General features: G+C 44.7%; 22 protein-coding genes and 2 tRNA genes. 19 read left to right on the top strand and 5 right to left on the bottom strand.

Features of this window, described 5'->3' with window-relative positions; genetic code table 11:
• Positions 1 to 251 precede the first annotated feature (251 nt).
• On the top strand, positions 252 to 1,097 hold the full coding sequence (locus R7E38_RS04835) for a magnesium transporter (protein WP_005380062.1): 846 nt from the start codon (positions 252 to 254) through the stop codon (positions 1,095 to 1,097).
• Here R7E38_RS04835 and dacB read toward each other — a convergent pair.
• Both dacB and R7E38_RS04845 read right to left on the bottom strand, forming a co-directional pair.
• Positions 1,076 to 2,497, bottom strand: coding sequence for a serine-type D-Ala-D-Ala carboxypeptidase (gene dacB / locus R7E38_RS04840; RefSeq protein ID WP_005380063.1), 1,422 nt, complete (start codon positions 2,495 to 2,497; stop codon positions 1,076 to 1,078). The genes R7E38_RS04835 and dacB overlap by 22 nt on opposite strands.
• A gap of 186 nt (positions 2,498 to 2,683) precedes the next feature.
• A complete protein-coding gene (locus tag R7E38_RS04845; protein WP_005380064.1) occupies positions 2,684 to 3,706 on the bottom strand; it encodes a porin in 1,023 nt (340 codons plus the stop codon).
• 545 nt (positions 3,707 to 4,251) lie between these two features.
• On the opposite strand from R7E38_RS04845, the gene greA reads away from it, so the two are divergent.
• On the top strand, positions 4,252 to 4,725 hold the full coding sequence (gene greA, locus R7E38_RS04850; protein WP_005380065.1) for a transcription elongation factor GreA: 474 nt from the start codon (positions 4,252 to 4,254) through the stop codon (positions 4,723 to 4,725).
• A gap of 84 nt (positions 4,726 to 4,809) precedes the next feature.
• Here greA and yhbY read toward each other — a convergent pair whose 3' ends face one another.
• Positions 4,810 to 5,106, bottom strand: coding sequence for a ribosome assembly RNA-binding protein YhbY (yhbY, locus tag R7E38_RS04855; protein WP_005380066.1), 297 nt, complete (start codon positions 5,104 to 5,106; stop codon positions 4,810 to 4,812).
• A 138-nt stretch (positions 5,107 to 5,244) separates the two neighbouring features.
• Between yhbY and rlmE the strand changes: the two genes are divergently transcribed.
• The 17 genes from rlmE to R7E38_RS04940 all read left to right on the top strand — a co-directional run bounded on the left by rlmE (position 5,245) and on the right by R7E38_RS04940 (position 23,324).
• Positions 5,245 to 5,874 carry a 23S rRNA (uridine(2552)-2'-O)-methyltransferase RlmE gene (gene rlmE / locus R7E38_RS04860; RefSeq protein ID WP_005388985.1) on the top strand — a complete coding sequence of 210 codons (630 nt, stop codon included), beginning with the start codon at positions 5,245 to 5,247 and terminating at the stop codon, positions 5,872 to 5,874.
• Between the two features lie 108 nt (positions 5,875 to 5,982).
• Positions 5,983 to 7,956: an ATP-dependent zinc metalloprotease FtsH gene (gene ftsH, locus R7E38_RS04865; RefSeq protein WP_017635895.1), complete on the top strand. Its 1,974-nt coding sequence runs from the start codon at positions 5,983 to 5,985 to the stop codon at positions 7,954 to 7,956.
• A 52-nt stretch (positions 7,957 to 8,008) separates the two neighbouring features.
• Positions 8,009 to 8,839, top strand: coding sequence for a dihydropteroate synthase (folP, locus tag R7E38_RS04870; protein ID WP_226083702.1), 831 nt, complete (start codon positions 8,009 to 8,011; stop codon positions 8,837 to 8,839).
• A 19-nt stretch (positions 8,840 to 8,858) separates the two neighbouring features.
• Positions 8,859 to 10,199, top strand: coding sequence for a phosphoglucosamine mutase (glmM, locus tag R7E38_RS04875; protein WP_005388992.1), 1,341 nt, complete (start codon positions 8,859 to 8,861; stop codon positions 10,197 to 10,199).
• A 220-nt stretch (positions 10,200 to 10,419) separates the two neighbouring features.
• Positions 10,420 to 10,758: a preprotein translocase subunit SecG gene (gene secG / locus R7E38_RS04880; protein ID WP_005380080.1), complete on the top strand. Its 339-nt coding sequence runs from the start codon at positions 10,420 to 10,422 to the stop codon at positions 10,756 to 10,758.
• A gap of 16 nt (positions 10,759 to 10,774) precedes the next feature.
• Positions 10,775 to 10,858 (top strand) — tRNA-Leu (locus R7E38_RS04885).
• Positions 10,859 to 10,914: 56 nt separating this feature from the next.
• Positions 10,915 to 10,991: transfer RNA gene (locus R7E38_RS04890), tRNA-Met, on the top strand.
• Between the two features lie 225 nt (positions 10,992 to 11,216).
• A complete protein-coding gene (rimP, locus tag R7E38_RS04895; RefSeq protein ID WP_005386424.1) occupies positions 11,217 to 11,672 on the top strand; it encodes a ribosome maturation factor RimP in 456 nt (151 codons plus the stop codon).
• A gap of 36 nt (positions 11,673 to 11,708) precedes the next feature.
• Positions 11,709 to 13,196, top strand: coding sequence for a transcription termination factor NusA (gene nusA / locus R7E38_RS04900; RefSeq protein ID WP_005380084.1), 1,488 nt, complete (start codon positions 11,709 to 11,711; stop codon positions 13,194 to 13,196).
• Between the two features lie 22 nt (positions 13,197 to 13,218).
• Positions 13,219 to 15,930, top strand: a complete 2,712-nt coding sequence (gene infB / locus R7E38_RS04905; protein WP_005380086.1) for a translation initiation factor IF-2 — start codon at positions 13,219 to 13,221, stop codon at positions 15,928 to 15,930.
• Between the two features lie 114 nt (positions 15,931 to 16,044).
• Positions 16,045 to 16,440, top strand: coding sequence for a 30S ribosome-binding factor RbfA (gene rbfA / locus R7E38_RS04910; protein WP_005380087.1), 396 nt, complete (start codon positions 16,045 to 16,047; stop codon positions 16,438 to 16,440).
• Positions 16,440 to 17,393, top strand: coding sequence for a tRNA pseudouridine(55) synthase TruB (gene truB, locus R7E38_RS04915; protein WP_226083661.1), 954 nt, complete (start codon positions 16,440 to 16,442; stop codon positions 17,391 to 17,393). Before rbfA ends, truB begins: the two co-directional genes overlap by 1 nt.
• Before the next feature lie 141 nt (positions 17,394 to 17,534).
• Entirely contained in the window at positions 17,535 to 17,804 is a 270-nt protein-coding gene (gene rpsO, locus R7E38_RS04920; protein ID WP_005380094.1) for a 30S ribosomal protein S15, read from the top strand.
• A gap of 292 nt (positions 17,805 to 18,096) precedes the next feature.
• Positions 18,097 to 20,232 carry a polyribonucleotide nucleotidyltransferase gene (gene pnp, locus R7E38_RS04925; protein ID WP_005380098.1) on the top strand — a complete coding sequence of 712 codons (2,136 nt, stop codon included), beginning with the start codon at positions 18,097 to 18,099 and terminating at the stop codon, positions 20,230 to 20,232.
• Positions 20,233 to 20,410: 178 nt separating this feature from the next.
• Entirely contained in the window at positions 20,411 to 21,331 is a 921-nt protein-coding gene (gene nlpI / locus R7E38_RS04930) for a lipoprotein NlpI (protein ID WP_005380101.1), read from the top strand.
• Between the two features lie 99 nt (positions 21,332 to 21,430).
• A complete protein-coding gene (locus tag R7E38_RS04935; protein WP_005380103.1) occupies positions 21,431 to 21,853 on the top strand; it encodes a MarR family winged helix-turn-helix transcriptional regulator in 423 nt (140 codons plus the stop codon).
• Positions 21,854 to 21,977: 124 nt separating this feature from the next.
• Positions 21,978 to 23,324 carry an MATE family efflux transporter gene (locus R7E38_RS04940; RefSeq protein ID WP_017635889.1) on the top strand — a complete coding sequence of 449 codons (1,347 nt, stop codon included), beginning with the start codon at positions 21,978 to 21,980 and terminating at the stop codon, positions 23,322 to 23,324.
• A 51-nt stretch (positions 23,325 to 23,375) separates the two neighbouring features.
• On the opposite strand, the gene R7E38_RS04945 is transcribed toward R7E38_RS04940, so the two are convergent.
• Both R7E38_RS04945 and R7E38_RS04950 read right to left on the bottom strand, forming a co-directional pair.
• Entirely contained in the window at positions 23,376 to 24,254 is an 879-nt protein-coding gene (locus R7E38_RS04945) for a U32 family peptidase (RefSeq protein WP_226083700.1), read from the bottom strand.
• A 20-nt stretch (positions 24,255 to 24,274) separates the two neighbouring features.
• Positions 24,275 to 25,288 (bottom strand): ubiquinone anaerobic biosynthesis protein UbiU, encoded by a 1,014-nt coding sequence (locus R7E38_RS04950; protein ID WP_005380110.1) that lies wholly within the window; start codon positions 25,286 to 25,288, stop codon positions 24,275 to 24,277.
• Positions 25,289 to 25,315 lie beyond the last annotated feature (27 nt).

Consider the following 25,315-nt stretch of genomic DNA (forward strand, 5'->3'; position numbering starts at 1 on the left):
CCCAGTCGTTGGGTGAGTAAGATTAAGGGAGCGAAATAACCCGCTTCGGTATTGGCGATCTCCGCCTTACCTAAGTGGTGAGGCATCTTTTCTAATTTTCTTCTCGTTATTTCCTTCATACATTCTGAATAGACAGTGCATTCGCATTGGTTTTCTCTGTGCATCTTAATTGTTGTCTGACTTTTAGCGTGCAAGAGTGGCTTTTCATGCTTTGTCGATGGTCGTTACCAATGCCAATCGGGAGATTCGCCATGACGGTAATGAACAACACTTTTATTGAAACAACACCAAACTTTTCTGAAGTAGAAATTGGTGCAGCTCGCAATGCATTCTTGCAGTACGAGCAAGAGCAACAAGTCCATTTGCTTACGGTTATGCCGATTGATGAGGCTGTAGGTATTTTACAGCATTGCTCTGTCGGCTATGTGAATAGTCTTATTGCTCAACTTGAGCAAGCAGGTCATGACAAACGCGCACGTCATTATGCTCACCAACTGGGTCTGCATATGTCTGAAGTTGATACACCCGATGGTTATTTATCAACTAGTGTTTTAGGGCATGTAAAACAGCGTATTGGATGGATCATTGCGCTGGCTCTTTTAGGGATAGTGTCAGGCTTGATCATCGCTCAGTATGAGGACACCCTTAGTCAGCTTGTTTTACTTGCAGTGTACATGCCAGTGATTGCAGCTGCTGGTGGTAACACAGGAACACAAGCAGCAACTTTGGTGATTCGTGCTCTTGCTACTGGAGAGTTAAAAAAGCGCCAATGGTTAGAAGTTTTGTGGAAAGAGAGCCGAGTCGCTCTATTTATTGCGCTAGCGATCGCTATCGTGATGATTGGACGCATTATGTTATTTAGTGCAGGACAATCAACAGGAGGCTTTGAACTGACCGATATCGCACTGGCAATAGCAGTTGCGCTGTTCATTCAAGTCACCATTTCTACAACATTGGGCGGGCTGTTGCCAATTATTGCACGAGCTTGCAAGTTGGACCCAGCCGTATTGGTGAGTCCAGTTCTTGCATCTATCGTCGATATTTCAGGAATGTGGATTTACTTTAACGTGGTGAACTATTTCTTAGGTATTGCCTGACTAAAGTTCACAATGTCATTGTAAAAAAGCTGCTCAAAATGTGTAATCGGGGCGATGACAGGTGTGTTGTCGTCCCTTTTTTCTGGGAAGTAGTCTGAAACAAACTGAACAAAAATGGTGTTAGGTTGACCATTTTTGTCCAAGCCATATCCAGCCATATTGTAAGTCCCGTAGATAGAGCCACTTTTCGCGATCAGCTGTCCTTTAATTGGAAGTTTTCGCATACTTTGTCGGTACTTTAATGTGCCGGATTCACCTGATTTCGGCATGATGGCAATCAATTTGAGTTCGTTTTCATGCTTCCAAATATAGCGCAGCATTTCAGCCATCTTGGTCGCGGAGATCCGGTTATTTCGCGAAAGTCCTGAGCCGTCTTCTAGGCGCGCATTACGAATATCAATACCAGTGTTGGCGAAAATGATCTGCTTGATCGCTTCTGTACCGTTAGTAAAACTGCCTGGCTGAACGAAAAATTTAGCACCAAGTGTTTTGGTTAATGTGTCGGCAATCAAGTTGTCAGAGTTTTTGAGCATATCTTCGAGAATGTCTGGTAAGGCTTTTGATTGATGCATTGCGATGAGTTTTCGCTGCTTTTCTGGCGCCGTACCGACCCTAATCTGTCCTGATACCCCAATGTTGAGCTCCTTGAGCAAAGCCGCCAACCTTTGACTGGTGTAACGCTCAGGGTCTTGAACCGCAAATTTCAGTGGCAATGGTTTGTCTCTTTCAACCAAGCACCCTGTTAGCTTGTAGTTGTTATCGGGATTTGCAACTAAACCTAAGTCACAATGACGACTTTTCTTAATGGTTTTAGAAACTGTTTCTACGGTACTTGTGACACGAATAGGTTGATGCTCTGGTACGTAGACCCGCGTTCCACCATCTTTTTGTGTATAGATAGAGGCTTGTACACAGTTGTTATTGAGTGTGATGGTCGATGCCGGAGCGCTGTAGCAAACTCCCAAGATATCCCATGGCCAGCCCACCGCACGGTTATAACCAGTGAATGCGCTGTTATCGAGCCATAGGTCACCGTTAATCCGTTTTAAGCCATTTTTCTTAGCTAGAGTGAGGAGTGATTTTAAGTCGTTGGTTTGGAGTGTTGGGTCGCCGACAAAGTAAATCACTGCATCTGAGTTCGACGTTTCCAGCTTGGTTCGAAACCGGAAATTATCACCCAGTTCTAGCTTTGCGGCTAATGCGGTGACGATTTTTAATGTACTCGCTGGTGGGAACAGTTGTTCGGTAGGATGAACACCGTCAAGCTCAGCATTTTCACTGAGTTTTTCCGCAACTAAACTGATGCGGGCGCCTTCAGGCAGCACTTCTTGATGAGGGTACGCTTGTGAAAAAGCAGAAAGTAATGAAGAGAATATGAGCAAGGGCCAACGTAAACGCATAATGATACTTTCTAAGGTGAGTTATGTGATTGAGTATACGCAAGTCCTTTCAATATGCTAGGTAACTAAAGAAATGCTTCAAATGTCTTCATGAATGAGACACGAGAGAAAGGCGCGCTGCTTAAAATTAAGTATAAAAAATGCCCGCTTAAAGCGGGCATTCGATATTCTAGTCAAAGACCGGAATTAGAAGTCGTAACGTAGACCTAGAGCTAGCTCGTCTTCAGCATCGATCTTAGTTGCAACTGTTTTGCTCGTGTCAGTTGAACCAAACTTGTCACCTGCATCAATCAGGTTGAAGTTGTAAGAAATGTAACCACGGAAGTTAGGCTTGAAGTAGTAAGAAGCATCAACAGCGAAGTTGTTTGCAGAAGTTTCGTTGTTAGTTTCTGCATTGTTGTATGATGTTGTAAATACTGTTTGGCCTAGAGTGTAAGCACCCGCTAGCTCGTAACCAGTGTAATCAACTGTGTTACTGTTGTTTGAATCTTCCATTTTCTCGCCGTCAGTGAATACACCAGCGAAGTAAAGATCAGACATTGTGTAAGATGCAGCTAGCATGTACTCGTTAGCTTTGTCTTGATCTGCGTAACCAGCACCTAGCTCAAGACCAGTGTCAGCTAGAGCGTAGATTGCAGATAGAGAGTAACCGTCTTGTTTGTTGTCGTAGTACTCACCAGTGTTTTTGTTTTCCATACGATCAGCGAAGCGGTAGCTTGCTTTTACGCTTAGGTTTTCAAACTGGCCTTTGTAAGCCATCATGTTGTCTGTACGGTCTGATACAGCTAGTTTGTCTGCTGCAGAGTTACCGTGGTAAGCCATGATATCTGTGAAGTCAGTGATAACGCCTAGTGCACCTTCAGTTTTACCGTATGCGAACTCACCGTAAGCACCGCCAAGACCAGCGTAAGCAAGACGAGTTTCTAGATCGCTCTTGTCGTCGCCGTCTACAGTACCGTTTTGAGCAGTCTCAAATTCACCTTCCCAGAAACCAACACCGTATAGGTTGTCATTGATTTCTTGTTTACCAAGGAAGTTTAGACGGATGCGAGATTTGTCTTGAGCGTCGCCATCTTTCATAGATAGACGTGCTTCAGCACGGCCGCCCATTTCTAGAGAAGTACCGTCTTGGTTGTAAAGTTCAGCTGCGTTTACGCCAGTTGCCATAGCTGCTGCAGATACAGAAAGAGCAATTAGAGTCTTTTTCATCTTATTTGTCCTAGTTAGCTGTCCATAATCATTGTTGTATGGGGGAGAGGTGATCTCTCACAAGTTGTTGGTCCAAAATTGGCTAATTGAGCGATATAGTTCGCACTTGTAAGCCATTGATCTAACAACTCGCTGGACATGTTTTACTGCTAAAGTTTCCGTATGAGTTAGTAAAATGATATAAATCCCACTGATGAACACTGTTCAATTGTGCGTTGTTTTTATTTAAATTACTGTTTTTGATTGAAATTATTGGCAATGACATTGGCCTGACATTGATTAGTTTTTATCTTTTTTGAGGTTTTTGGTGTAATGAACAGTGTTGTTTTTCAATAAATTGAGAAGGTGATTCGCCCTAGAACCGCTCTAAAAGTGAGTTATATCATTATGCCGAAAAGGCATAGTCTTGCTGTCTTTCGAATTAAGATGATTTCGTCCGGGAGTTTGTTTACACTAAACGAAATACATCTTTAAGCGCACTACCCAGTCCTATGACAGGGTGGGCTTTTTTTGTCCAAAGACCCATTTGGGCTTGAGGTTATAAAATGGAAAAAGTTCCAATGACACTACGTGGCGAGCAAAAGCTACGTGCAGAACTCGATCGTCTACTTAAACTACGTCCTCAGATCTCAGAGGCAATTGCTGAAGCTCGTGAGCTAGGTGATTTAAAAGAGAATGCTGAATATCACGCCGCTCGTGAAGAGCAGGGCATTTGTGAAGCACAAATCCGTGACATTGAATACAAACTGTCAGTTGCTCAAGTTATTGATGTAACGAAGATGGAGAACACGGGTAAAGTTATTTTTGGTTCAACCGTAACCTTGATTGATATCGACACCGAAGAAGAAAAAACGTACCAAATCGTTGGTGATGACGAAGCCGATATCAAAGCAGGTCGCATTTCAGTGAGCTCACCTATTGCTCGTGGCCTGATTGGTAAGATGGAAGGCGATGAAGTTGCTATTCAAACTCCAGGTGGCGCGAAAGACTTCGAAATTGACCGAGTAGAATATATCTAAGTCGTTTGGAGTAGCATTACTACTCTGATAAAACGCAAAAAGGTCGCCTCAGGCGACCTTTTTTCTTCAGCAACGTAAGTAGAGTTACTTACGAGGGATTTCGATTTTACGCTCTTCAGACTGGCGATATAGCACAAGCACTTTACCAATAGTCTGAACTTTTTCAGCGCCCGTCTCACGTACGATAGCGTCGATGATTAGCTGTTTTGTTTCACGATCTTCCGAAGCAACTTTTACTTTGATAAGTTCGTGATGGTTAAGAGCGATTTCAATTTCTGCTAGCACGGCTTCTGTAAGTCCATTTGCGCCCATTAGCACAACAGGTTTTAAACTGTGAGCTAGGCCTTTAAGGTGCTGCTTTTGTTTGGTGCTTAGGTTCATTACGCGGCCAATTTTCTTTAAAATAAGGGTTGAAAAAAGCTATTTTAACGCCATCTATTGCTGAAGACTATAATTTATTGAGTAATAGGTAGCGCCTATTAAAACAATAGCTCCAATTTGTGCCTTGTTGGGATTAAAATGAGTAAACAAAAACATTCGGCTAGTTCTGGTCGTTGGTTGAAAGAACACTTTGATGATAAATACGCGAATGAAGCCCGAAAAAAAGGCTACCGCTCACGTGCTTATTTCAAGATCGATGAGATTCAAACGAAAGATAAATTGTTAAAGCCTGGAATGACAGTCGTCGACTTGGGGGCTGCGCCGGGCGGATGGTCTCAATATGCTGCTAAGATAGTAGGGGACAGTGGTCAGATCATCGCGTGTGACTTGCTTCCTATGGACCCGATTGCTGGCGTTAGCTTTTTACAAGGCGACTTTCGTGATGATGCGGTATTGGAAGCTTTGCTAGAAAGGATCCAACCTTCCATGGTAGACGTAGTAATGTCTGATATGGCGCCTAACATCGCGGGAAACAATTCTGTTGATCAACCTCGCGCTATGTATTTAGTTGAATTAGCTTTAGATATGTGTCGACAAGTTCTAGCGCCTAATGGTAGCTTTGTCGTAAAGGTTTTCCAAGGGGAAGGCTTCGATCAGTATGTGAAAGAAGTCCGAGACATGTTTAAAGCCGTAAAAATTAGAAAACCAGACTCATCGCGAGCTCGCTCTCGAGAGGTCTTCGTCGTAGCCACTGGTTACAAAGGTTAACCATTTTGCTCTCTTGAGAGCGTGTTAACACTATAGCTACAGTTAATGAACTGTAGTACCCTACCTTTAATTACAATTAGTTATCGAGAGGCTTACACCTTGAGTGACATGGCAAAAAATTTAATTCTGTGGCTTGTTATCGCCGTCGTATTGATGTCGGTATTCCAGAGCTTTGGCCCTGGAGAAAGCAATGGCAGAACCGTGGATTACACCACGTTTGTACAGGAAGTTGGCCAAGGCCAGATTCAAGAAGCAACTTTTAAAGACGGTGAAATTAGCTTTGTTCGTCGTGGCGGCGGTGCCAAAATGGTCACTTACATGCCAGTGTATGACCAAAAGCTTCTAGATGACCTAATTAACCAAAACGTGAAAGTACAAGGCACGCCTCCAGAAGAGCAAAGCTTGCTTGGTACTATCTTCATCTCTTGGTTCCCAATGATCTTACTAATTGGTGTATGGATTTTCTTCATGCGTCAAATGCAAGGCGGCGGTGGTAAAGGCGCCATGTCTTTTGGTAAGAGTAAAGCTCGAATGATGAGCGAAGAACAAATCAAGACAACTTTTGCTGACGTTGCTGGTTGTGACGAAGCAAAAGAAGACGTGAAAGAACTGGTGGACTACCTACGCGATCCAAGCCGCTTCCAAAAACTGGGCGGTAAGATTCCAACGGGTGTTCTAATGGTTGGTCCTCCTGGTACGGGTAAAACGCTTCTAGCGAAAGCCATTGCCGGTGAGGCGAAAGTACCATTCTTTACTATCTCTGGTTCTGATTTCGTAGAAATGTTCGTTGGTGTTGGTGCATCTCGTGTGCGTGACATGTTTGAACAAGCAAAGAAAGCCGCACCTTGTATCATCTTTATCGATGAGATCGATGCGGTAGGTCGTCAACGTGGCGCAGGTGTTGGTGGTGGTCATGATGAACGTGAACAAACACTAAACCAAATGCTCGTTGAGATGGATGGTTTCGAAGGTAACGAAGGTATTATCGTTATCGCTGCGACTAACCGTCCGGATGTGCTGGACCCTGCGTTACTGCGTCCTGGTCGTTTTGACCGCCAAGTGGTAGTTGGTCTTCCAGATGTACGTGGCCGTGAACAGATCCTAAAAGTTCACATGCGTAAGGTCCCTCTAGCGGGTGATGTAGAGCCTTCTCTCATCGCACGTGGTACTCCAGGCTTCTCTGGTGCTGACCTAGCAAACTTAGTTAACGAAGCAGCCCTGTTTGCTGCGCGCGGTAACAAGCGCAACGTTTCTATGGTTGAGTTTGAACTGGCGAAAGACAAAATCATGATGGGTGCTGAGCGCCGTTCAATGGTGATGTCTGAGGAAGTGAAAGAGTCAACCGCATACCACGAAGCGGGTCACGCGATTGTTGGTCGCTTGGTTCCTGAACACGATCCAGTGTACAAAGTGTCTATCATTCCACGTGGTCGTGCGTTGGGTGTAACAATGTACCTTCCAGAGCAGGACCGCGTGAGTATGTCTCGCCAACACCTAGAATCAATGATTTCTAGCTTGTACGGTGGTCGTTTAGCAGAAGAACTTATCTACGGTGCTGACAAAGTATCAACCGGTGCTTCTAATGATATCGAGCGCGCAACAGATATTGCTCGTAAGATGGTTACTCAATGGGGTTTCTCTGAAAAGCTTGGCCCTCTGCTGTATGCAGAAGATGAAGGCGAAGTGTTCTTAGGGCGTAGTGTAACTCAGACTAAACATGTGTCTGACGATACAGCGAAGTTGATTGATGACGAAGTTCGTCAGATCATTGACCGCAACTACGATCGTGCGAAGAAGATTCTTCAAGAGAACATGGATATCATGCATGCGATGAAAGATGCGCTGATGAAGTATGAAACCATTGATGCTCGCCAGATTGATGACTTAATGGAGCGCAAAGCTGAAATTCGTGAGCCTGCGGGCTGGAGTGATAACTCAGCAAGCAAACCAGAAGACAGCGACAAGCCTCAAGCAAAGCAAGAAGTTAAAGAAGAAGCAACGGAGACTGCGAAAGATGCAGAACAGCCTAGCTCTTCTGAAACAACTTCTAACGAAGCGCCTGAAAAGAAAGACTCTGAATAAAGAGTATCGATAATATTAAACCCCGAGTTATCTCGGGGTTTTTGTGTTTATGATGATGATTACAGCAAATAACAAATCTTTGGACCTTTCGCGTCCACATGTCATGGCCATTCTAAATGTGACACCGGATTCCTTTTCGGATGGCGGTAAATACAACTCAATTGAACTTGCTCTTGCTCAAGTTGATAAAATGATAAAGGCTGGTGTAAGTATTGTTGATGTTGGTGGTGAATCAACAAGACCTGGTGCACCGGATGTGTATTTGGAAGAAGAGCTTAGGCGTGTTGTCCCAGTAATCAAAGCCATTCGTGAAAAATATGATGTATGGATTTCCGTTGACACCAGTAAAGCAGAAGTGATGCGTCAAGCAATTGATGCTGGGGCTGATTTGATCAATGACATCCGCTCGCTGCAAGAGCCAGGTGCTCTGGAAGTCGCAGCAGAAGCAAACCTTCCAATTTGTCTGATGCATATGAAAGGTCAGCCTAGGACCATGCAAGTTGACCCTCATTATGATGATTTAATGGGGGACGTGTCGGCTTTTCTAGAAGAACGTATCGCGGCGTGTGAAGCAGCAGGGATTGATAAATCTCAACTGATTCTCGATCCTGGGTTTGGCTTTGGCAAAACAATCGAACACAATTATCATATGCTTGCTCATCTTGAAAAGTTTCATGAATTCGGCCTGCCTATTTTGGCTGGCATGTCTCGTAAATCCATGATCTTCAAACTGTTAGACAAGCCAGCGGCAGAGTGTACGAACGCAAGTGTCGTTTGTGCTACGATTGCCGCGATGAAAGGCGCGCAGATCATTCGCGTGCATGACTTTGAAGAGACAATCGAAGCGATGAAAGTTGTTGAGATGACGAAAAACAATATTTAAAAATAATAAAGGAAAGTTTATGTCGAATGAAAGACGTTACTTTGGTACTGACGGTGTGCGCGGTAAAGTAGGACAATACCCAATCACTCCAGACTTCGTACTTAAGCTTGGCTGGGCTGCTGGTCGTGTACTAGCGAAACAAGGCACAAAGAAAGTTATCATAGGTAAAGATACACGTATTTCAGGTTATATGCTTGAATCTGCACTAGAGGCTGGCCTTGCAGCTGCGGGACTTAAAGCAACATTTACTGGTCCCATGCCAACTCCAGCTGTGGCATATTTAACTCAGACTTTCCGTGCCGAGGCTGGTATTGTGATTTCTGCATCACATAACCCATATTACGACAACGGCATTAAATTCTTTTCTTCTGAGGGTACTAAGCTACCTGACGATATCGAATTGGCGATCGAAGCTGAGTTAGATAAAGAAATTGAATGTGTGGAGTCTGCTGAGCTTGGTAAAGCAACCCGCCTAAATGATGCAGCTGGTCGTTACATCGAATTCTGTAAGAGTACTTTCCCATCTGAGTTGAGCCTTGCGAACTTTAAGATCGTAGTAGACTGTGCGCACGGTGCAACGTACCACATCGCTCCAAATGTTTTCAAAGAACTTGGGGCAGAAGTTATCGCTATGGGCGTAGAGCCTAACGGCATCAACATTAATGAAAAAGTGGGCGCAACAGACGTACGAGCTCTTCAACAGCGTGTTGTTGAAGAGCAAGCGCATCTTGGTCTCGCATTTGATGGTGATGGTGACCGCATCATTATGGTCGACCACCTAGGTAACAAAGTTGATGGTGACCAAATTGCTTATATCATCGCTCGTGATGCACTTCGTCGTGGTGAGCTAAAGGGTGGTGTTGTTGGTACACTAATGACTAACTTGGGTATGGAAAATGGTTTAAAGCAGCTAGGCATTCCGTTTGTACGTGCTGCTGTTGGTGACCGTTATGTCATGGAGCAACTGCTAGAAAAAGGTTGGAAAATTGGTGCTGAAAACTCAGGCCATGTGATCTTATTAGATAAAGTCACAACCGGCGATGCGATTGTTGCTGCACTTCAAGTACTTGCTTCTGTAATTGGCAGCGATATGTCTTTATATGAACTATCGCAAGGAATGACATTATATCCTCAGGTTTTAGAAAATGTCCGTTTCTCAGGAGAAAGTAACCCTCTTGAAGCTACAGCTGTATTAAACGCTGTCGCTGAAGTAGAGGCGACACTTGGTGATAAAGGGCGTGTACTGCTGCGTAAGTCTGGCACTGAGCCTTTGATCCGCGTTATGGTGGAAGGCGAAGATGGTGAACTAGTTCAACACTCAGCATTGAAAATCGCTGAGGCTGTTAAAGCAAGTTGTTAATCATTGCGTTAAAGCATGTCTTGAATGAAAAGGGCATCTTTTGCCCTTTTTTTGAGCGCTTAACGCATTGGCATTGATTTTTTACTAATTTTCCCTTGTCAGCGTTACTGGCTTTCGCTAGTATTGCTCCGCCTCCCGTTAGGAGGTCGCTAGCCTTGTTCATTATGATTTGTTCTTTTGAACGGCGCTGGCTCAACAATTCGGAACATAGGTGGAAAAAATGTTTTCAGTTCTACTTGTGATTTACCTGTTGGCAGCGCTTGGTGTGATTGGCCTTGTGTTGATTCAACAAGGTAAAGGCGCAGATATGGGAGCCTCGTTCGGTGCTGGTGCTTCAAACACAGTGTTTGGTGCTGGCGGCTCAGGTAATTTCTTAACCCGAACAACTGCTATTTTAGCAACCGTATTCTTTATCGTTAGCTTGTTACTTGGTCGTATGTCTACGCACCAGACTGAATCACAATGGGTAGACCCAACGTTAGGTCAACCAGTTGTTGAACAAGTTAAGGACGCAGCGAGTGAAGTTCCTGCCCCTGCGGGTGATGAAATTCCTCAATAAGCTGTAAGGTTTTGATGCCGAGATGGTGAAATTGGTAGACACGCTAGCATGAGGTGCTAGTGCCTTAGGTGTGAGGGTTCGAGTCCCTCTCTCGGCACCATGTATTTACAAACTTGTAAATCACTTGTTTGCGAGTATAATGCTCAGCAAGTCGGACGCGGGGTGGAGCAGCTTGGTAGCTCGTCGGGCTCATAACCCGAAGGTCGTCGGTTCAAATCCGGCCCCCGCAACCAATCTCTTTCCTTAAAAGGAAATCGTAGATTGGCAAGTTTGCGTAGTGCTAACCACACTACGAGTTAAGAAAAGCAATTGTTGGCTATTCTTAACGTATCAGGGTCCAGCAGCATAAAACCCCGACTATCGGGGTTTTTTGTTATCTGAGCTTTTTGAAATAGCTCAGATACTGCTTGGTTTTTTGATTGGGCTCTGAGCCCTTTTTTTGTTTCTGGAGTGGTTAAATGACTGGTTTAGAAAGACAACTTACTGAAATGCTTGACGCGCCAGTAGCGGCATCAGGTTATGAGTTAGTTGGATTAGAATTCATTCGTGCAGGCGCGCACTCAACGTTACGTATCTACATTGACCATGAAAATGGTATTAACGTAGACGACTGTGCAGAAGTTAGCCACCAAGTTAGTGCAGTTTTAGACGTTGAAGATCCAATTTCTGTTGCTTACAGCCTAGAAGTGTCTTCTCCAGGTTTAGAAAGACCACTTTTTAAAGCAGCACATTACGAGCAATTTATTGGTCACGAGGTCAGCATCGTATTGAAAATGGCTGTAGCAAACCGTCGTAAGTGGAAAGGTATTATCCACGGTGTTGATGGCGAAACAGTGACAATTACTGTAGACGGTCAGCAAGAAGAGTTTGCTCTAAGTAACATTTCCAAAGCTAACCTGATCCCTAAATTTTAGTTCCCTAAAAAAGTTTAAGCTTAGAGGCTAAATACAATGAGTAAAGAAATTTTAGCGGTAGCAGAAGCGGTATCGAACGAAAAAGCGGTACCTCGTGAGCGTATCTTTGAGGCTCTTGAGATTGCTCTAGCAACTTCTACAAAGAAGAAATACGAAATCGAAATCGACGTACGTGTTGCCATTGACCGTAAAACCGGTGAGTTTGTAACTTACCGCCGTTGGTTAGTTGTTGATGACGTTGAGAACCCTACAAAAGAGATCTCACTAGAAGCAGCGCAATACGAAGATGATTCAATCGAGCTTGGCGACTACGTAGAAGACGAAATCGAATCAGTAACGTTTGACCGTATTACGACTCAAACTGCTAAGCAAGTTATCGTACAAAAAGTTCGTGAAGCTGAGCGCGCACAAATCGTTGAACAGTTCATCGACAATGAAGGTGATCTAATCACTGGTGTCGTGAAAAAAGTAAACCGTGACACAATCGTGCTTGATCTTGGTAATAACGCTGAAGCGGTAATCCTGCGTGATGACCAACTTCCTCGTGAAAACTTCCGTCCAGGCGACCGCGTACGTGGCCTTCTTTACAAAGTCGCGCCTGAAGCACGTGGTTTCCAATTGTTCATCACTCGTTCTAAGCCAGAAATGTTGGCAGAACTGTTCCGTGTTGAAGTGCCTGAAATCGCAGAAGATATTATCGAGCTGAAAGGCGCAGCACGTGATCCTGGTTCTCGCGCTAAGATCGCTGTCAAAACAAATGACAAACGTATCGACCCTGTAGGTGCGTGTGTTGGTATGCGTGGTGCACGTGTACAAGCTGTTTCTGGCGAACTTGGTGGTGAGCGTATCGATATCGTTCTTTGGGATGATAACCCAGCTCAATTCGTTATTAACGCAATGGCGCCAGCTGATGTTGCTTCTATCATCGTTGATGAGGATGCACACTCAATGGACATCGCAGTTGAAGCTGACAACCTAGCGCAAGCTATTGGTCGTAACGGTCAAAACGTGCGTCTAGCATCTCAACTAACCGGTTGGGAACTGAATGTTATGACAGTTGCTGATCTTCAGAAGAAACACGCTGAAGAATCACAAGCATCTATTGAAAACTTCATGAAGTACCTAGATATTGAAGAAGACTTCGCTCAACTTCTTGTTGAAGAAGGTTTCTCAACGCTAGAAGAAATCGCATACGTGCCAGTTAACGAGCTACTAGAAATCGATGGTTTGAATGAAGAACTAATCGAAGAGCTTCGTGGACGTGCAAAAGATGCACTAACGACGATCGCACTAGCACAAGAAGAGTCTTTTGAAGGTCTAGAACCAGCTGAGGACCTACTTGCACTTGAAGGTCTTGAGCGTGAGATGGCATTTAAATTGGCAGCGAAAGGTGTAGCGACACTGGAAGATCTTGCTGACCAAGGTATTGACGATTTAGAAGGTATCGAAGGCCTGACCGAGGAACGTGCAGGTGAGCTAATTATGGCCGCACGTAACATCTGTTGGTTCGGCGAAGAAGCATAATTTTCGGCAAGGAGGAAGCGGCATGACACAATTAACAGTTAAAGCACTGAGTGATGAGATTGGTACGCCAGTCGACCGCTTGATTGAACAACTTGCTGACGCTGGCATTAAAAAGGCGAGCTCTGACAATGTTACTGATGAAGAGAAGCAGAAGCTTCTCTCTCATTTAAAGAAAGAACACGGTGATAAATCAGGTGATTCAGAGCCGACTCGCCTTACGCTTCAGCGTAAAACTCGTAGTACACTTAGTGTGAACGCGGGTGGTGGTAAGAGTAAGAATGTTCAGGTTGAGGTGCGCAAAAAACGTACATACGTGAAGCGCAGCACAATTGAAGATGAAGCGAAACGTGAAGCTGAAGAAGCAGCACAACGTGAAGCAGAAGAAGCAGCAAAACGTGCAGCAGAAGAAGCTGCAAAACGTGAAGCTGAAGAAGCTGCAAAACGTGAAGCTGAAGAAGCTGCAAAACGTGAAGCGGAAGAAAAAGCGAAACGTGAAGCTGAAGAAAAAGCGAAGCGAGACGTAGATACGAATGCACAACGTAATGCTGAAGAAAAAGCAAAGCGTGATGCTGAAGAGAAAATTAAGCAAGAAGCAGCGCGAAAAGAGGCCGACGAGCTTAAACGTCGTCAGGAAGAAGAAGCTAAGCGTAAGGCTGAAGAGGAAAGTCAGCGCAAGCTTGAAGAAGCTCGCGAATTGGCTGAAAAGAATAAAGAGCGTTGGTCTGCTGCAGAAGAGAAAAAGGGTGATATGGAAGATACAGATTACCATGTAACGACTTCACAATACGCACGTGAAGCCGAAGATGAAGCAGATCGCAAAGTAGAAGGCGGTCGTCGTAAGAAGAAAAAAGCAGCTTCGGGTAAAGACGACCAAGCTCGCGGTGGCCGTAACAACCAACGTGGCGGTAGAGGTCGTAAGGGCAAACTTGCTAAGCCGACTTCAATGCAGCACGGGTTTGATAAGTCAGCAACGGTTGCTAAGCAAGACGTTGTAATTGGCGAAACGATCGTTCTATCAGAACTTGCTAACAAGATGTCGGTTAAAGCGACAGAAGTTATCAAAGTAATGATGAAGATGGGCGCTATGGCGACTATCAACCAAGTGATCGACCAAGAAACAGCACAACTTGTTGCTGAAGAAATGGGCCATAAAGTAGTTCTTCGTAAAGAGAACGAACTGGAAGAAGCGGTACTATCTGACCGTGACACTAACGCGGAAGCAGTTCCACGTGCTCCAGTTGTTACTATCATGGGTCACGTTGACCACGGTAAAACGTCAACACTTGACTACATCCGTCGCACACACGTTGCTTCTGGCGAAGCGGGTGGTATTACTCAGCACATTGGTGCGTACCACGTTGAAACAGACAACGGCATGATCACGTTCCTTGATACTCCTGGACACGCAGCGTTTACTGCAATGCGTGCTCGTGGTGCTCAAGCAACAGATATCGTTGTTCTTGTAGTTGCAGCAGACGATGGCGTAATGCCACAAACAGTAGAAGCGATTCAGCACGCGAAAGCGGCAGGCGTTCCTCTAATTGTTGCTGTGAACAAGATCGATAAAGAAGACGCGAACCCAGATAACGTTAAGAACGAGCTTGCTCAATACGACGTTATTCCTGAAGAGTGGGGCGGTGAGAACATGTTCGTTCACATCTCTGCTAAACAGGGTACAAACATCGATGGTCTTCTAGAAGCAATCCTTCTTCAGTCTGAAGTTCTTGAACTTACAGCTGTAGCTGAAGGCATGGCATCTGGTGTTGTTGTTGAATCTCGCCTAGATAAAGGTCGTGGCCCAGTTGCAACAGTACTTGTTCAATCAGGTACACTAAACAAAGGCGACATCGTTCTTTGTGGTCAAGAATACGGCCGTGTTCGTGCAATGCGTGATGAGCTAGGTAAAGAAATTACTTCGGCTGGCCCATCTATCCCTGTAGAGATCCTAGGTCTTTCAGGTGTACCATCTTCAGGTGATGAAGCAACAGTAGTTCGTGACGAGCGTAAAGCGCGTGAAGTAGCTAACTACCGTGCTGGTAAGTTCCGTGAAGTGAAACTTGCTCGTCAGCAGAAATCTAAACTAGAGAACATGTTCTCTAACATGACTGCTGGTGAAGTTGCTGAACTTAACGTTGTACTTAAAGCAGACGTTCAAGGTTCTGTAGAAGCAATCGCTGACTCACTAGTTAAGCTATCTACTGACGAAGTTAAAGTGAACATCGTTGGTTCTGGTGTAGGTGGTATTACGGAAACTGACGTAGTACTAGCGGAAGCTTCAAACGCAATCATCCTTGGCTTTAACGTTCGTGCAGATGCTTCTGCTCGCCGTGCTGTTGAAGCCGCAGCTGTTGACTTACGTTACTACTCAATCATTTACCAATTGATTGATGAAGTGAAACAAGCAATGGGCGGTATGCTTGCTCCAGAATTCAAGCAAGAGATCATTGGTCTTGCTGAAGTTCGTGACGTGTTTAAGTCACCGAAACTGGGCGCTATCGCTGGTTGTATGGTTACAGAAGGTGTGATCAAGCGTAACAACCCAATCCGTGTACTACGTGATAACGTTGTTATTTACGAAGGTGAACTAGAGTCACTACGTCGTTTCAAAGATGACGTTCAAGAAGTTAAGAATGGCTACGAATGTGGTATCGGCGTTAAGAACTACAATGATGTTCGCGTTGGTGACCAAATCGAAGTCTTCGAAATCGTTGAAATTAAACGTACTCTAGACTAATTGACTAAAATTACTAATATTGTCTTTGAAAGATAAGTAGTAATTGGTTGTTGAATACACCATGGGGGGCTGGCTTTGACCAACCCCCCATTCTTTCTATATAAGAGTAAAGATATGTCAAAAGAATTTAGCCGCACGCAGCGCGTTGCACAGCAGCTGCAAAAAGAACTAGCGATGATCCTTCAACGTGAAGTTCGTGACTCTCGCCTTGGCATGGTGACGATCTCAGACGTAGAAGTCTCTCGTGACCTAGCTTACGCAAAAGTATTTGTGACCTTCCTGTGTGTGGGTGAGCAAACACCAGAATCATGTCTAGCAGCGCTACGTGAGCACGAAGTGCACATTCGCATGATGTTAGGTAAGCGTATTCGTCTACGTTTAACGCCAGAAATCCGCTTCCACTATGACAATACGCTTGTTGAAGGTATGCGTATGTCTAACCTAGTGTCTGAAGTCGTTAGTTCAGACAAACAAAAGCAAAAAGATTCTGGTCGTGAGGACGAAGAATAATGGCTCGTCGTCGTAAAGGTCGTCCAATTAATGGCGTTATACTGTTGGACAAACCAACAGGTATCTCTTCCAATGATGCACTGCAAAAAGTAAAGCGAATCTACTTTGCTGAGAAAGCAGGCCACACTGGAGCCTTGGACCCATTAGCGACAGGCATGCTGCCAATTTGCTTGGGTGAAGCGACAAAATTTTCTCAGTTTCTTCTTGATTCTGATAAACGCTACCGCGTGATCGCAAAGCTGGGTGAACGTACCAATACGTCTGACTCGGATGGTGAAGTTGTAGAGACGCGTCCAGTCAATGTTACGTTAGACAAGCTAGAAGCGTGCATCGATCAGTTCCGTGGTGAATCTGATCAAGTGCCTTCCATGTTCTCTGCGTTGAAGTATCAAGGTAAACCCTTGTATGAATACGCTCGTAAAGGCATCGAAGTTCCGCGTGAATCTCGTAAGATCACGGTATATGAGATTGTTCTTCACCGTTTTGAAGGCGATGAAGTAGAGATGGAAGTGCACTGCTCTAAAGGTACCTATATTCGTACTATCGTTGATGATCTGGGCGAAATGTTAGGTTGTGGTGCGCACGTAACTATGCTTCGTCGTACTGGTGTTGCTAAATACCCTTACGAGAATATGGTAACACTTGAGCAACTAAATGAGTTGCTAGAGCAAGCTCACCGCGAGGAACGAGCGCCTCGAGAACTACTGGACCCACTGCTTTTGCCAATGGATACAGCGGTAGAAGACTTACCAGAAGTCAACTTGGTGCCTGAACTGGCGAATATGGTCCAACATGGGCAGCCCGTTCAAGTATTTGGTGCTCCGACTGAGGGCTCACTTCGCCTTACTATGGGTGAAGAACGCTTGTTTATTGGCGTTGGCGAAATGAACGAAGATGGCAAAATCGCTCCTAAGCGATTGGTCGTGTTCCGAGATGACGTTGCATCCAAGTAAATGATTGAAAATACCGACCTGAGTGTCGGTATTTTTATATTGCACGAGATAGGAAATTTCCCTATAATCCGCGCTTCGCGTAGCGGCTGAATCAGAGATTGGCTGCTACAACTTTAAACCTACTCTTATTAGGAGAGAATTATGTCTCTGAATGCAGAAACTAAAGCAGCAATCGTTGCAGAATACGCACAAGGCGAAGGCGACACTGGTTCACCAGAAGTTCAAGTAGCTCTACTTACAGCTTCTATCAACCACCTACAAGGTCACTTCAAAGCGCACAAAGGCGATCACCACAGCCGTCGTGGTCTTCTACGCATGGTTTCTCGTCGTCGTAAGCTTCTAGATTACCTAAAAGGTAAAAACCTAGCTCGCTACCAAGACCTAATCAAACGTCTAGGCCTACGTCGCTAATCAGCGACTGCATAGCAGTTTGTCTAAAAAGGGGCTTTATGCCCCTTTTTTGTTGCCTAAATTTAGCCAAATTAGACTTATGCCGTTATAATACTGGCGGCTAAACCTTGTAAGAGGTTTTCTCAAAAGCTCATAGCATTACAGTCAACCACGTCGACCAAAAGGTCGCGACTATTCAAAAGGAATTTCCGAGTTTCTTTTTACTAGTCGCGATTCGTAATGCCTTGAGTGTCAATTAACACATCTAAGATTTCTTTAAGCACTAAAGGAAGATTAGAAACAAGGAATAACAATGTTCGAAAAACCAGTTGTTAAAACGTTCCAGTACGGTAACCACACAGTTACTTTAGAAACTGGCGTTATTGCACGTCAAGCTACAGCAGCAGTTATGGTCACAATGGATGATACGTCTGTATTCGTATCTGTTGTAGGTAAAAAAGAAGCCGTTGCAGGTCAAGACTTCTTCCCACTAACGGTTAACTACCAAGAGCGTACTTACGCTGCGGGTAAAATCCCAGGCGGCTTCTTCAAACGTGAAGGTCGTCCTTCTGAAGGCGAAACGCTAACAGCTCGTCTAATTGACCGTCCAATCCGTCCGCTATTCCCAGACGCGTTTAAAAACGAAGTTCAGGTTATCGCGACAGTAATGTCTGTAAACCCAGATGTTCAGCCAGATATCGTTACAATGATCGGTACTTCTGCTGCTCTTGCTATCTCTGGCATTCCATTCAACGGCCCTATCGGTGCGGCGCGTGTTGGTCATATCGATGGTCAGCTTGTACTTAACCCTAGCCAAACTGAACTAGAAACTTCTAAGCTTGACCTTGTTGTTGCAGGTACAGAGTCAGCAGTACTGATGGTTGAGTCAGAAGCGGACAACCTAACTGAAGAAGAAATGCTAGCGGCGGTTGTTTATGGTCATGACCAACAACAAGTTGCTATTCAAGCTATCAACGAATTCAAAGCAGAAGTTGCAACTCCTGCTTGGGATTGGGTTGCTCCTGAAGAGAACACTGCGCTTAAAAATAAGATTGCTGATCTAGCAGAAGCTAAACTTGTTGAAGCTTACCAAATTACTGAGAAAATGGCTCGTTACGACCGCATCCATGAGATCGCTGCGGAAGTAAATGAAGTTCTTCTTGCTGAAGATCCTGAAGCAGATACAAAAGAAATCCACACTATCTTCCATGATCTAGAGAAGACAGTAGTACGTAGCCGTATTATTGCAGGTAACCCTCGTATCGATGGCCGTGAAAAAGACATGGTTCGTGCACTAGATGTACGTACTGGTGTTCTTCCTCGTACTCACGGTAGCGCGCTATTCACTCGTGGTGAAACTCAGGCGATCGTTACGGCAACGCTAGGTACTCAGCGTGATGCTCAAATCATCGATGAGCTAACTGGTGAGCGTAAAGATCACTTCCTACTGCACTACAACTTCCCTCCATACTGTGTAGGTGAAACTGGTTTTGTAGGTTCTCCTAAGCGTCGTGAAATCGGCCACGGTAAACTGGCGAAGCGTGGTATTGCTGCAGTAATGCCTTCTGTTGATGAGTTCCCATACACAGTACGTGTTGTATCGGAAATCACTGAATCTAACGGTTCATCTTCAATGGCTTCAGTATGTGGTACTTCTCTTGCGCTTATGGACGCAGGTGTACCAATCAAAGCATCTGTTGCTGGTATTGCAATGGGTCTTGTTAAAGAAGGTGACGATTTCGTTGTACTTTCTGACATCCTTGGCGATGAAGACCACCTAGGTGACATGGACTTTAAAGTAGCAGGTACTAACACTGGTATCACTGCACTTCAAATGGACATCAAGATCGAAGGCATCACTAAAGAAATCATGCAAATTGCGCTTAACCAAGCTCAAGGCGCACGTAAGCACATCCTATCTGTAATGGATGAAGCAATCTCTGGTGCTCGTGAAGACATCTCTGAATTTGCTCCGCGTATTCACACGATGAAGATCAGCGCTGAGAAGATCAAAGACGTTATCGGTAAAGGTGGTGCAGTTATCCGTGCTCTAACTGAAGAGACTGGTACAACTATCGAAATCGAAGACGACGGTACTATCAAGATTGCGGCAACTGAAGGCACTGCTGCGAAAGAAGCTATCCGCCGTATCGAAGAGATCACTGCTGAAGTTGAAGTGGGCCGTATCTACACAGGTAAAGTTGCACGTCTAGCAGACTTCGGTGCATTCGTAACGGTTCTTCCAGGCAAAGATGGTCTTGTACACATTTCTCAAATCGCAGAAAAACGCGTAGAGAAAGTGTCTGACTACCTAGCTGAAGGTCAAGAAGTTCAAGTTAAAGTTCTTGAAATCGACCGCCAAGGCCGTGTACGTCTAAGCATGAAAGAAGCGGTAGAAAAGCCAGCTGAAGAAGCTGCTGCTGAAGCACCAGCTGCTAAAGACGAGTAAGACAAAATGAGACTTTCAGCCTTTTATTAGATTAAGGGCCTGAAAGCATGTTATAAAAGGGGAGCATTTTCGCTCCCCTTTTTTGGTTTGTTTCGATGTATTAACCTCAAACGAGGTTATCGCCTATATTGCATTAAGAGAAATAAATCTTGAGCGGTCCAAACAGGAGTATCAATTAGTGAAATGGTTTCAAACCGCAATTTTATGTGTTGCTATCGCGCTGACCGGTTGTGCAAATACTTCTCAACAATCAGCACAAAAGTGGTTATATCCACCGATGGCGGTGCCACTTCAGCCTAGTGTTCAACAAGAAGTACAAATCGCGCGTCTCTCGCAGTTGCTACAACGTCCCGACCTTAGTGATGAAGTGCGCGCTAAAATGCATTATGAGCGCGGTAGCTACTACGACAGCGTTGGTTTACGTGATCTTGCCCGTTTGGACTTTAACCAGTCTTTGCAGTTGAATCCTGCTCAGCCGGACATCTTCAATCTTTTGGGAGTATACTTTACCCAAGTAGGAGAGTTTGATGCGGCATATGAAGCGTTTGACTCGACCATAGAGTTGGCTCCTGATAATACCTATGCTGAGCGCAACCGTGCGATTGCACTGTATTATGGTGGCCGAATCGATCTCGCTTTAGAAGATATGACCAAGCATTATCAAGAAATGCCAACGGATCCTTTTCGTTCATTATGGCTGTACATCATCGAAGCTGAGCAAAATCCAGAGCAAGCAAAAGCCAATCTTCAACAGCGTTATTTACGAGATCGTAGTGAAGAGTGGGGGTGGGTTCTTGTTGCTATCATGCTGCGAGACGTCTCGGACGAAGACGCGCTTAAAGCAATTATGGATGGAACGAGAGAGAACTATCGCCTAGCTGAACGATTGACGGAAACGTATTTCTACCTTGGAAAGCGTAATCAGCTTGAAGGTGATATCGCAAGTGCTATCTCACTTTATAAGCTCGCGATTTCGTTCAACGTTTACGATTATGTTGAGCATCGCTATTCTTTCTTGGAGTTGGCGCAAATTTACGATCAATTACAGCAAGATAGATTGGCCAAGTTAAAGGCTGCCAAGAAGCTGGAAATTGAATGATTTAGAGCCGCTCGATGAGAGCGGCTTTTTTTATGATTGAACTTGATGAGTGACTCATTTAAAATAGTTAGTCTTGCTAACTAAGTGGTGGTGGCTTTTATGGCATTAGAAGAAAGCTTGATTGATTTAGAGCGTTTTTGCGCCAAAGCTTGGCGTGTCTATGCCAAAGAAGATCCATTATCACATCTAAGCTTTAATGAGTTCGATTATTTACGTGTGATTCAGGTTTACCCTGAGGGTGTGCGAATAACCGATCTTGCAGAAGAGCTGCAAGTGACTAAGCCTTCCGCATCGACAATGGTTGTGCGTTTGGAAAAAAAGGGTTTGGTGAAACGCATCGCATGTAATGAGGATGCTCGTGCTAAGCGTGTGTTGCTTACGGAAGAAGTCGCAGAAAAAATGTCTTTGGAGCAGGTAGTGTACAAAGATATCTCTGACCAAATGATGCAACAATTAAATCAGCAAGAAGCTGAACAGTTACAAGCTTTATTGAATAAAGCATTGAGTAATAAGTCATTTTAAACTGAAGCAAAGGCCTCAGCTGTATGGTTTAGTTTTTGTTGTTTCATCTTTCTTTTATTTAATTTAACCATTTAGTTAGCCTTGCTAATTAAATGGTTAGCTTTGCTAACTACTGGTGACAGTCATGCAAAACTCAATTTATAGACAGTTTTGGAAATATACGATTCCAACCGTCGCAGCAATGCTCGTAAACGGTTTGTATCAAATAGTTGATGGCATTTTTATTGGCCGTTATGTTGGCGCTGACGGATTAGCTGGGATCAATGTTGCGTGGCCTATTATCGGTTCGATCCTCGGTATAGGAATGATGATTGGGGTGGGGACTGGCGCGCTGACTTCGATCAAGCAAGGAGAGAACGATCATGAAGGCGCTAAGCGAATCCTAACGACCGGATTGACGTTGTTAGCGGCATTGATGCCGATCGTTGCTACAATATTGTTCTTGTTTTCGGATGAATTTATTCGCTGGCAAGGTGCGGAAGGGCGAGTGTTTGAACTTGCGCTGCAATATTTGCATATTCTGATTGTCGCGTGCGTATTCACGTTGGGTTCTATCGCAGTTCCGTTTTTATTACGCAATGACGACAGCCCGAACTTAGCAACGATTTTGATGGTCATCGGTGCCGTTATTAACATTGTATTAGACTACGTATTTATTGCTTGGTTGGAGTGGGAGTTAACCGGAGCCGCTATTGCCACTGCACTTGCACAATTAGTGGTCACTGTGCTCGGTATTGGTTACTTCTTTACTTCAAAAGCAACATTACGCCTTCGTATCCGCGACTTCAAAGTTCAGGTTGATGCTGCACCAAAGATTATCATGATAGGTACATCAAGTTTCTTTATGTACGCCTACGGCTCTGTGATGGTGGCACTGCACAACGCGTTATTTGCTCAATACGGAAGTGCAATGTTGATCGGAGCGTACGCCATTTTGGGGTACATCGTGACGGTTTACTATCTGATAGCAGAAGGAATTGCGAATGGTATGCAGCCTTTAGTGAGCTTCAACCACGGTGCACGTAATCAGGAGAACATCAGAAAGTTATTAAAGGTCGCGATGGGGACATCTGTGCTTGGTGGGGTGGCGTTCGTTGTTTTGATGAACCTTTTCCCGTACGAACTGGTTGCGGTGTTTAATAATGCTGACCAACAGTTGATTGATAGCACCGTGATCGGGATTCGTTTACACATGTTTGCGTTGTTCTTAGATGGTTTTTTAGTTGTGGCGGCCGCGTACTATCAATCAGTAAACAAAGGCAGCAAAGCTATGTTTGTAACACTAGGCAACATGCTGGTCCAGTTGCCATTCTTATTCATTATGCCGAAACTTTTCGGCGTGACAGGTATTTGGTTAGCTTTCCCATTGTCTAACATTGCATTGAGTTTGGTCGTGATCAGTATGTTGTGGCGAGATGTGAAAAAGCTGCTTAATGAGAGTTCTGTCGAACCAAGGGTGCAAGCCTGCTAACAAAAGCTAACAGATAAAAGCGAGGCTAGGCCTCGCTTTTATCTTTAAGGATTAAATGGTTTTTACTTCTAAGCCCGCTAGTTGATGCCAATAGCCATTGCATTGGCGGCTTTCGAGCTTTTCAGGATTATCGCCGTATTCGTTTGAGCGAAAACGCTCTAACTCTGAAAAAGTGTCGATACCAAGAGGGCTTAACCGGACCACATCAACCAGCCCTTTCATAGTAGGTAAGTCATTGATGAGGTTGTAGCAATACCCTGACTGTGTTTGAATGCCGTTAAGGTTAAAGACTTCTTGCCCTTCTTGGCTGCTGACCTGGATACCCGTAGGGTATTTGATACAGCAGGTTTCGCAATCGTCTTTCGCTCGGTTTTCAGCTCGGGCTGTGAAACAGCGAGCGGAATACGCTAAAGGCAAATAACCGTGGCTAAATACCTCAACTTCAAACTTGTTACGAATACCAAGCTCGTCACACTGAACTAAAGTATCGTTTAACCATTCGCGAGATAGCTCGACAGGCATGCACCAACGCATCATACCTTGCTTCAAAAATAAGTTGAGCGTGTGTGCGTTATAAGTATTGATTGCAGGGCCAACGACGAAAGGCACTTTATGCTCTGATGCCAATTGAACAGCAGATACGTCATTTGCTTCAATCGCGAAGTCACCGTTGTCGATGTACTTCCTCATTATGTTTACTTCACTCGGAGCTTCCAGTAGTGCCATCGTTGATAGCACCACTTGCTTGCCAGATGCAGACAGCTCTTTTGCGATTTCAAGCCAATGCGAAGGCTTCATTTCTCGACGTTTTGAACATACGGTTTCCCCAAGATAGACGATGTCCGCGGAGCTTGATTTCGCTTGTTCATAAAACGCTTCGATGTCTTGTTTTGGCCAGAAGTACAACAGCGGGCCAAGCGCGTATTTCATTGAATTATCCATCTTAACCTCTACTGCCATTTGCGGTGATAAGCACCAAGTGTGGTCTGCGTACCTTCAGACACGTTTGCCAATGCGGCATCCCAAGCCGCTTCGACTTGGTAAGCTTCTGGGTTTGCTTGGTAACGGTCAATCGCGGCTCGCCATGTTCGAGTGACTTGTTCTACGTAAGCTGGGCTACGTTGGCGACCTTCAATTTTTACAGACGCCACATTTGCAGCAAATAGTTCTGGCAGCATAGAGAGGGTGTTCAAACTGGTTGGTTCTTCCAGTGCGTGGTAGCGTTTTTTCTCGCCTTCGATTTCTGCTTCGAAACGGCCTTTACACAAGGTAGGGTAGCCCGCATTTTCACCGGTGCTGTAGCGATCGATCAAAATGTCGTTAAGGCGGGATTCCAGACCATTTTCTGTTTCTTGCCAGCGAACGTACTTAGCTGGAGAGCATGCTCCCACAGTGTTTGGAGACTCGCCTGTCATGTATGACGATAGGTAGCAGCGACCTTCAGACATGATACAAAGGCTACCAAAAGCAAAGACTTCTAACTCGACATCGCTAGTGATGTTGCGTGAAAGCTGTTTGACCTGATGAATCGATAAAACGCGAGGTAGCACTACCCGTTTTACGTTGAAGTTTTGTTTGTAAAAATCAATGGCTGCGACATTAGTCGCTGATGCTTGCACTGAAAGGTGTAGTTCCAGATCGGGATATTTGCGAGCCGCGTACTCCAGCACTGCAATGTCTGCAACAATCAGCGCGTCTACACCCAGTGCCGCTGCATTGTCTACTGCGTTCGTCCAGCGCTCGAAGCCATTGGGATGAGCGAAGGTATTCAACGCGACATGAATTTTTTTATTGCGGTCATGAACGTATTGCACCGCTTTTTCTAACTTTTTGCCGTTAAAGTTTAGGCCAGCAAAGTGACGGGCGTTGGTATCATCTTTGAAACCAATGTAGACGGCATCGGCACCGCAATCAATCGCAGTTTTTAACGCAGGCAGGTTACCCGCGGGACACAAGAGTTCCATATGCTCACAATCATTGAGAATAAAAAG

The organism is Vibrio sp. Vb2131 (genome assembly GCF_033338535.1).
In the GTDB taxonomy this organism is placed as follows: Bacteria; Pseudomonadota; Gammaproteobacteria; order Enterobacterales; family Vibrionaceae; genus Vibrio; species Vibrio alginolyticus.

What these genes read in the sequence shown, in the direction of transcription:
- R7E38_RS04835 (WP_005380062.1), top strand. Translation starts at nt 252, where the DNA reads ATGACGGTAATGAACAACACTTTTATTGAAACAACACCAAACTTTTCT.
- dacB (WP_005380063.1), bottom strand. Translation starts at nt 2,497, where the DNA reads ATGCGTTTACGTTGGCCCTTGCTCATATTCTCTTCATTACTTTCTGCT.
- R7E38_RS04845 (WP_005380064.1), bottom strand. Translation starts at nt 3,706, where the DNA reads ATGAAAAAGACTCTAATTGCTCTTTCTGTATCTGCAGCAGCTATGGCA.
- greA (WP_005380065.1), top strand. Translation starts at nt 4,252, where the DNA reads ATGGAAAAAGTTCCAATGACACTACGTGGCGAGCAAAAGCTACGTGCA.
- yhbY (WP_005380066.1), bottom strand. Translation starts at nt 5,106, where the DNA reads ATGAACCTAAGCACCAAACAAAAGCAGCACCTTAAAGGCCTAGCTCAC.
- rlmE (WP_005388985.1), top strand. Translation starts at nt 5,245, where the DNA reads ATGAGTAAACAAAAACATTCGGCTAGTTCTGGTCGTTGGTTGAAAGAA.
- ftsH (WP_017635895.1), top strand. Translation starts at nt 5,983, where the DNA reads ATGGCAAAAAATTTAATTCTGTGGCTTGTTATCGCCGTCGTATTGATG.
- folP (WP_226083702.1), top strand. Translation starts at nt 8,009, where the DNA reads ATGATGATTACAGCAAATAACAAATCTTTGGACCTTTCGCGTCCACAT.
- glmM (WP_005388992.1), top strand. Translation starts at nt 8,859, where the DNA reads ATGTCGAATGAAAGACGTTACTTTGGTACTGACGGTGTGCGCGGTAAA.
- secG (WP_005380080.1), top strand. Translation starts at nt 10,420, where the DNA reads ATGTTTTCAGTTCTACTTGTGATTTACCTGTTGGCAGCGCTTGGTGTG.
- rimP (WP_005386424.1), top strand. Translation starts at nt 11,217, where the DNA reads ATGACTGGTTTAGAAAGACAACTTACTGAAATGCTTGACGCGCCAGTA.
- nusA (WP_005380084.1), top strand. Translation starts at nt 11,709, where the DNA reads ATGAGTAAAGAAATTTTAGCGGTAGCAGAAGCGGTATCGAACGAAAAA.
- infB (WP_005380086.1), top strand. Translation starts at nt 13,219, where the DNA reads ATGACACAATTAACAGTTAAAGCACTGAGTGATGAGATTGGTACGCCA.
- rbfA (WP_005380087.1), top strand. Translation starts at nt 16,045, where the DNA reads ATGTCAAAAGAATTTAGCCGCACGCAGCGCGTTGCACAGCAGCTGCAA.
- truB (WP_226083661.1), top strand. Translation starts at nt 16,440, where the DNA reads ATGGCTCGTCGTCGTAAAGGTCGTCCAATTAATGGCGTTATACTGTTG.
- rpsO (WP_005380094.1), top strand. Translation starts at nt 17,535, where the DNA reads ATGTCTCTGAATGCAGAAACTAAAGCAGCAATCGTTGCAGAATACGCA.
- pnp (WP_005380098.1), top strand. Translation starts at nt 18,097, where the DNA reads ATGTTCGAAAAACCAGTTGTTAAAACGTTCCAGTACGGTAACCACACA.
- R7E38_RS04935 (WP_005380103.1), top strand. Translation starts at nt 21,431, where the DNA reads ATGGCATTAGAAGAAAGCTTGATTGATTTAGAGCGTTTTTGCGCCAAA.
- R7E38_RS04940 (WP_017635889.1), top strand. Translation starts at nt 21,978, where the DNA reads ATGCAAAACTCAATTTATAGACAGTTTTGGAAATATACGATTCCAACC.
- R7E38_RS04945 (WP_226083700.1), bottom strand. Translation starts at nt 24,254, where the DNA reads ATGAAATACGCGCTTGGCCCGCTGTTGTACTTCTGGCCAAAACAAGAC.
- R7E38_RS04950 (WP_005380110.1), bottom strand. Translation starts at nt 25,288, where the DNA reads ATGGAACTCTTGTGTCCCGCGGGTAACCTGCCTGCGTTAAAAACTGCG.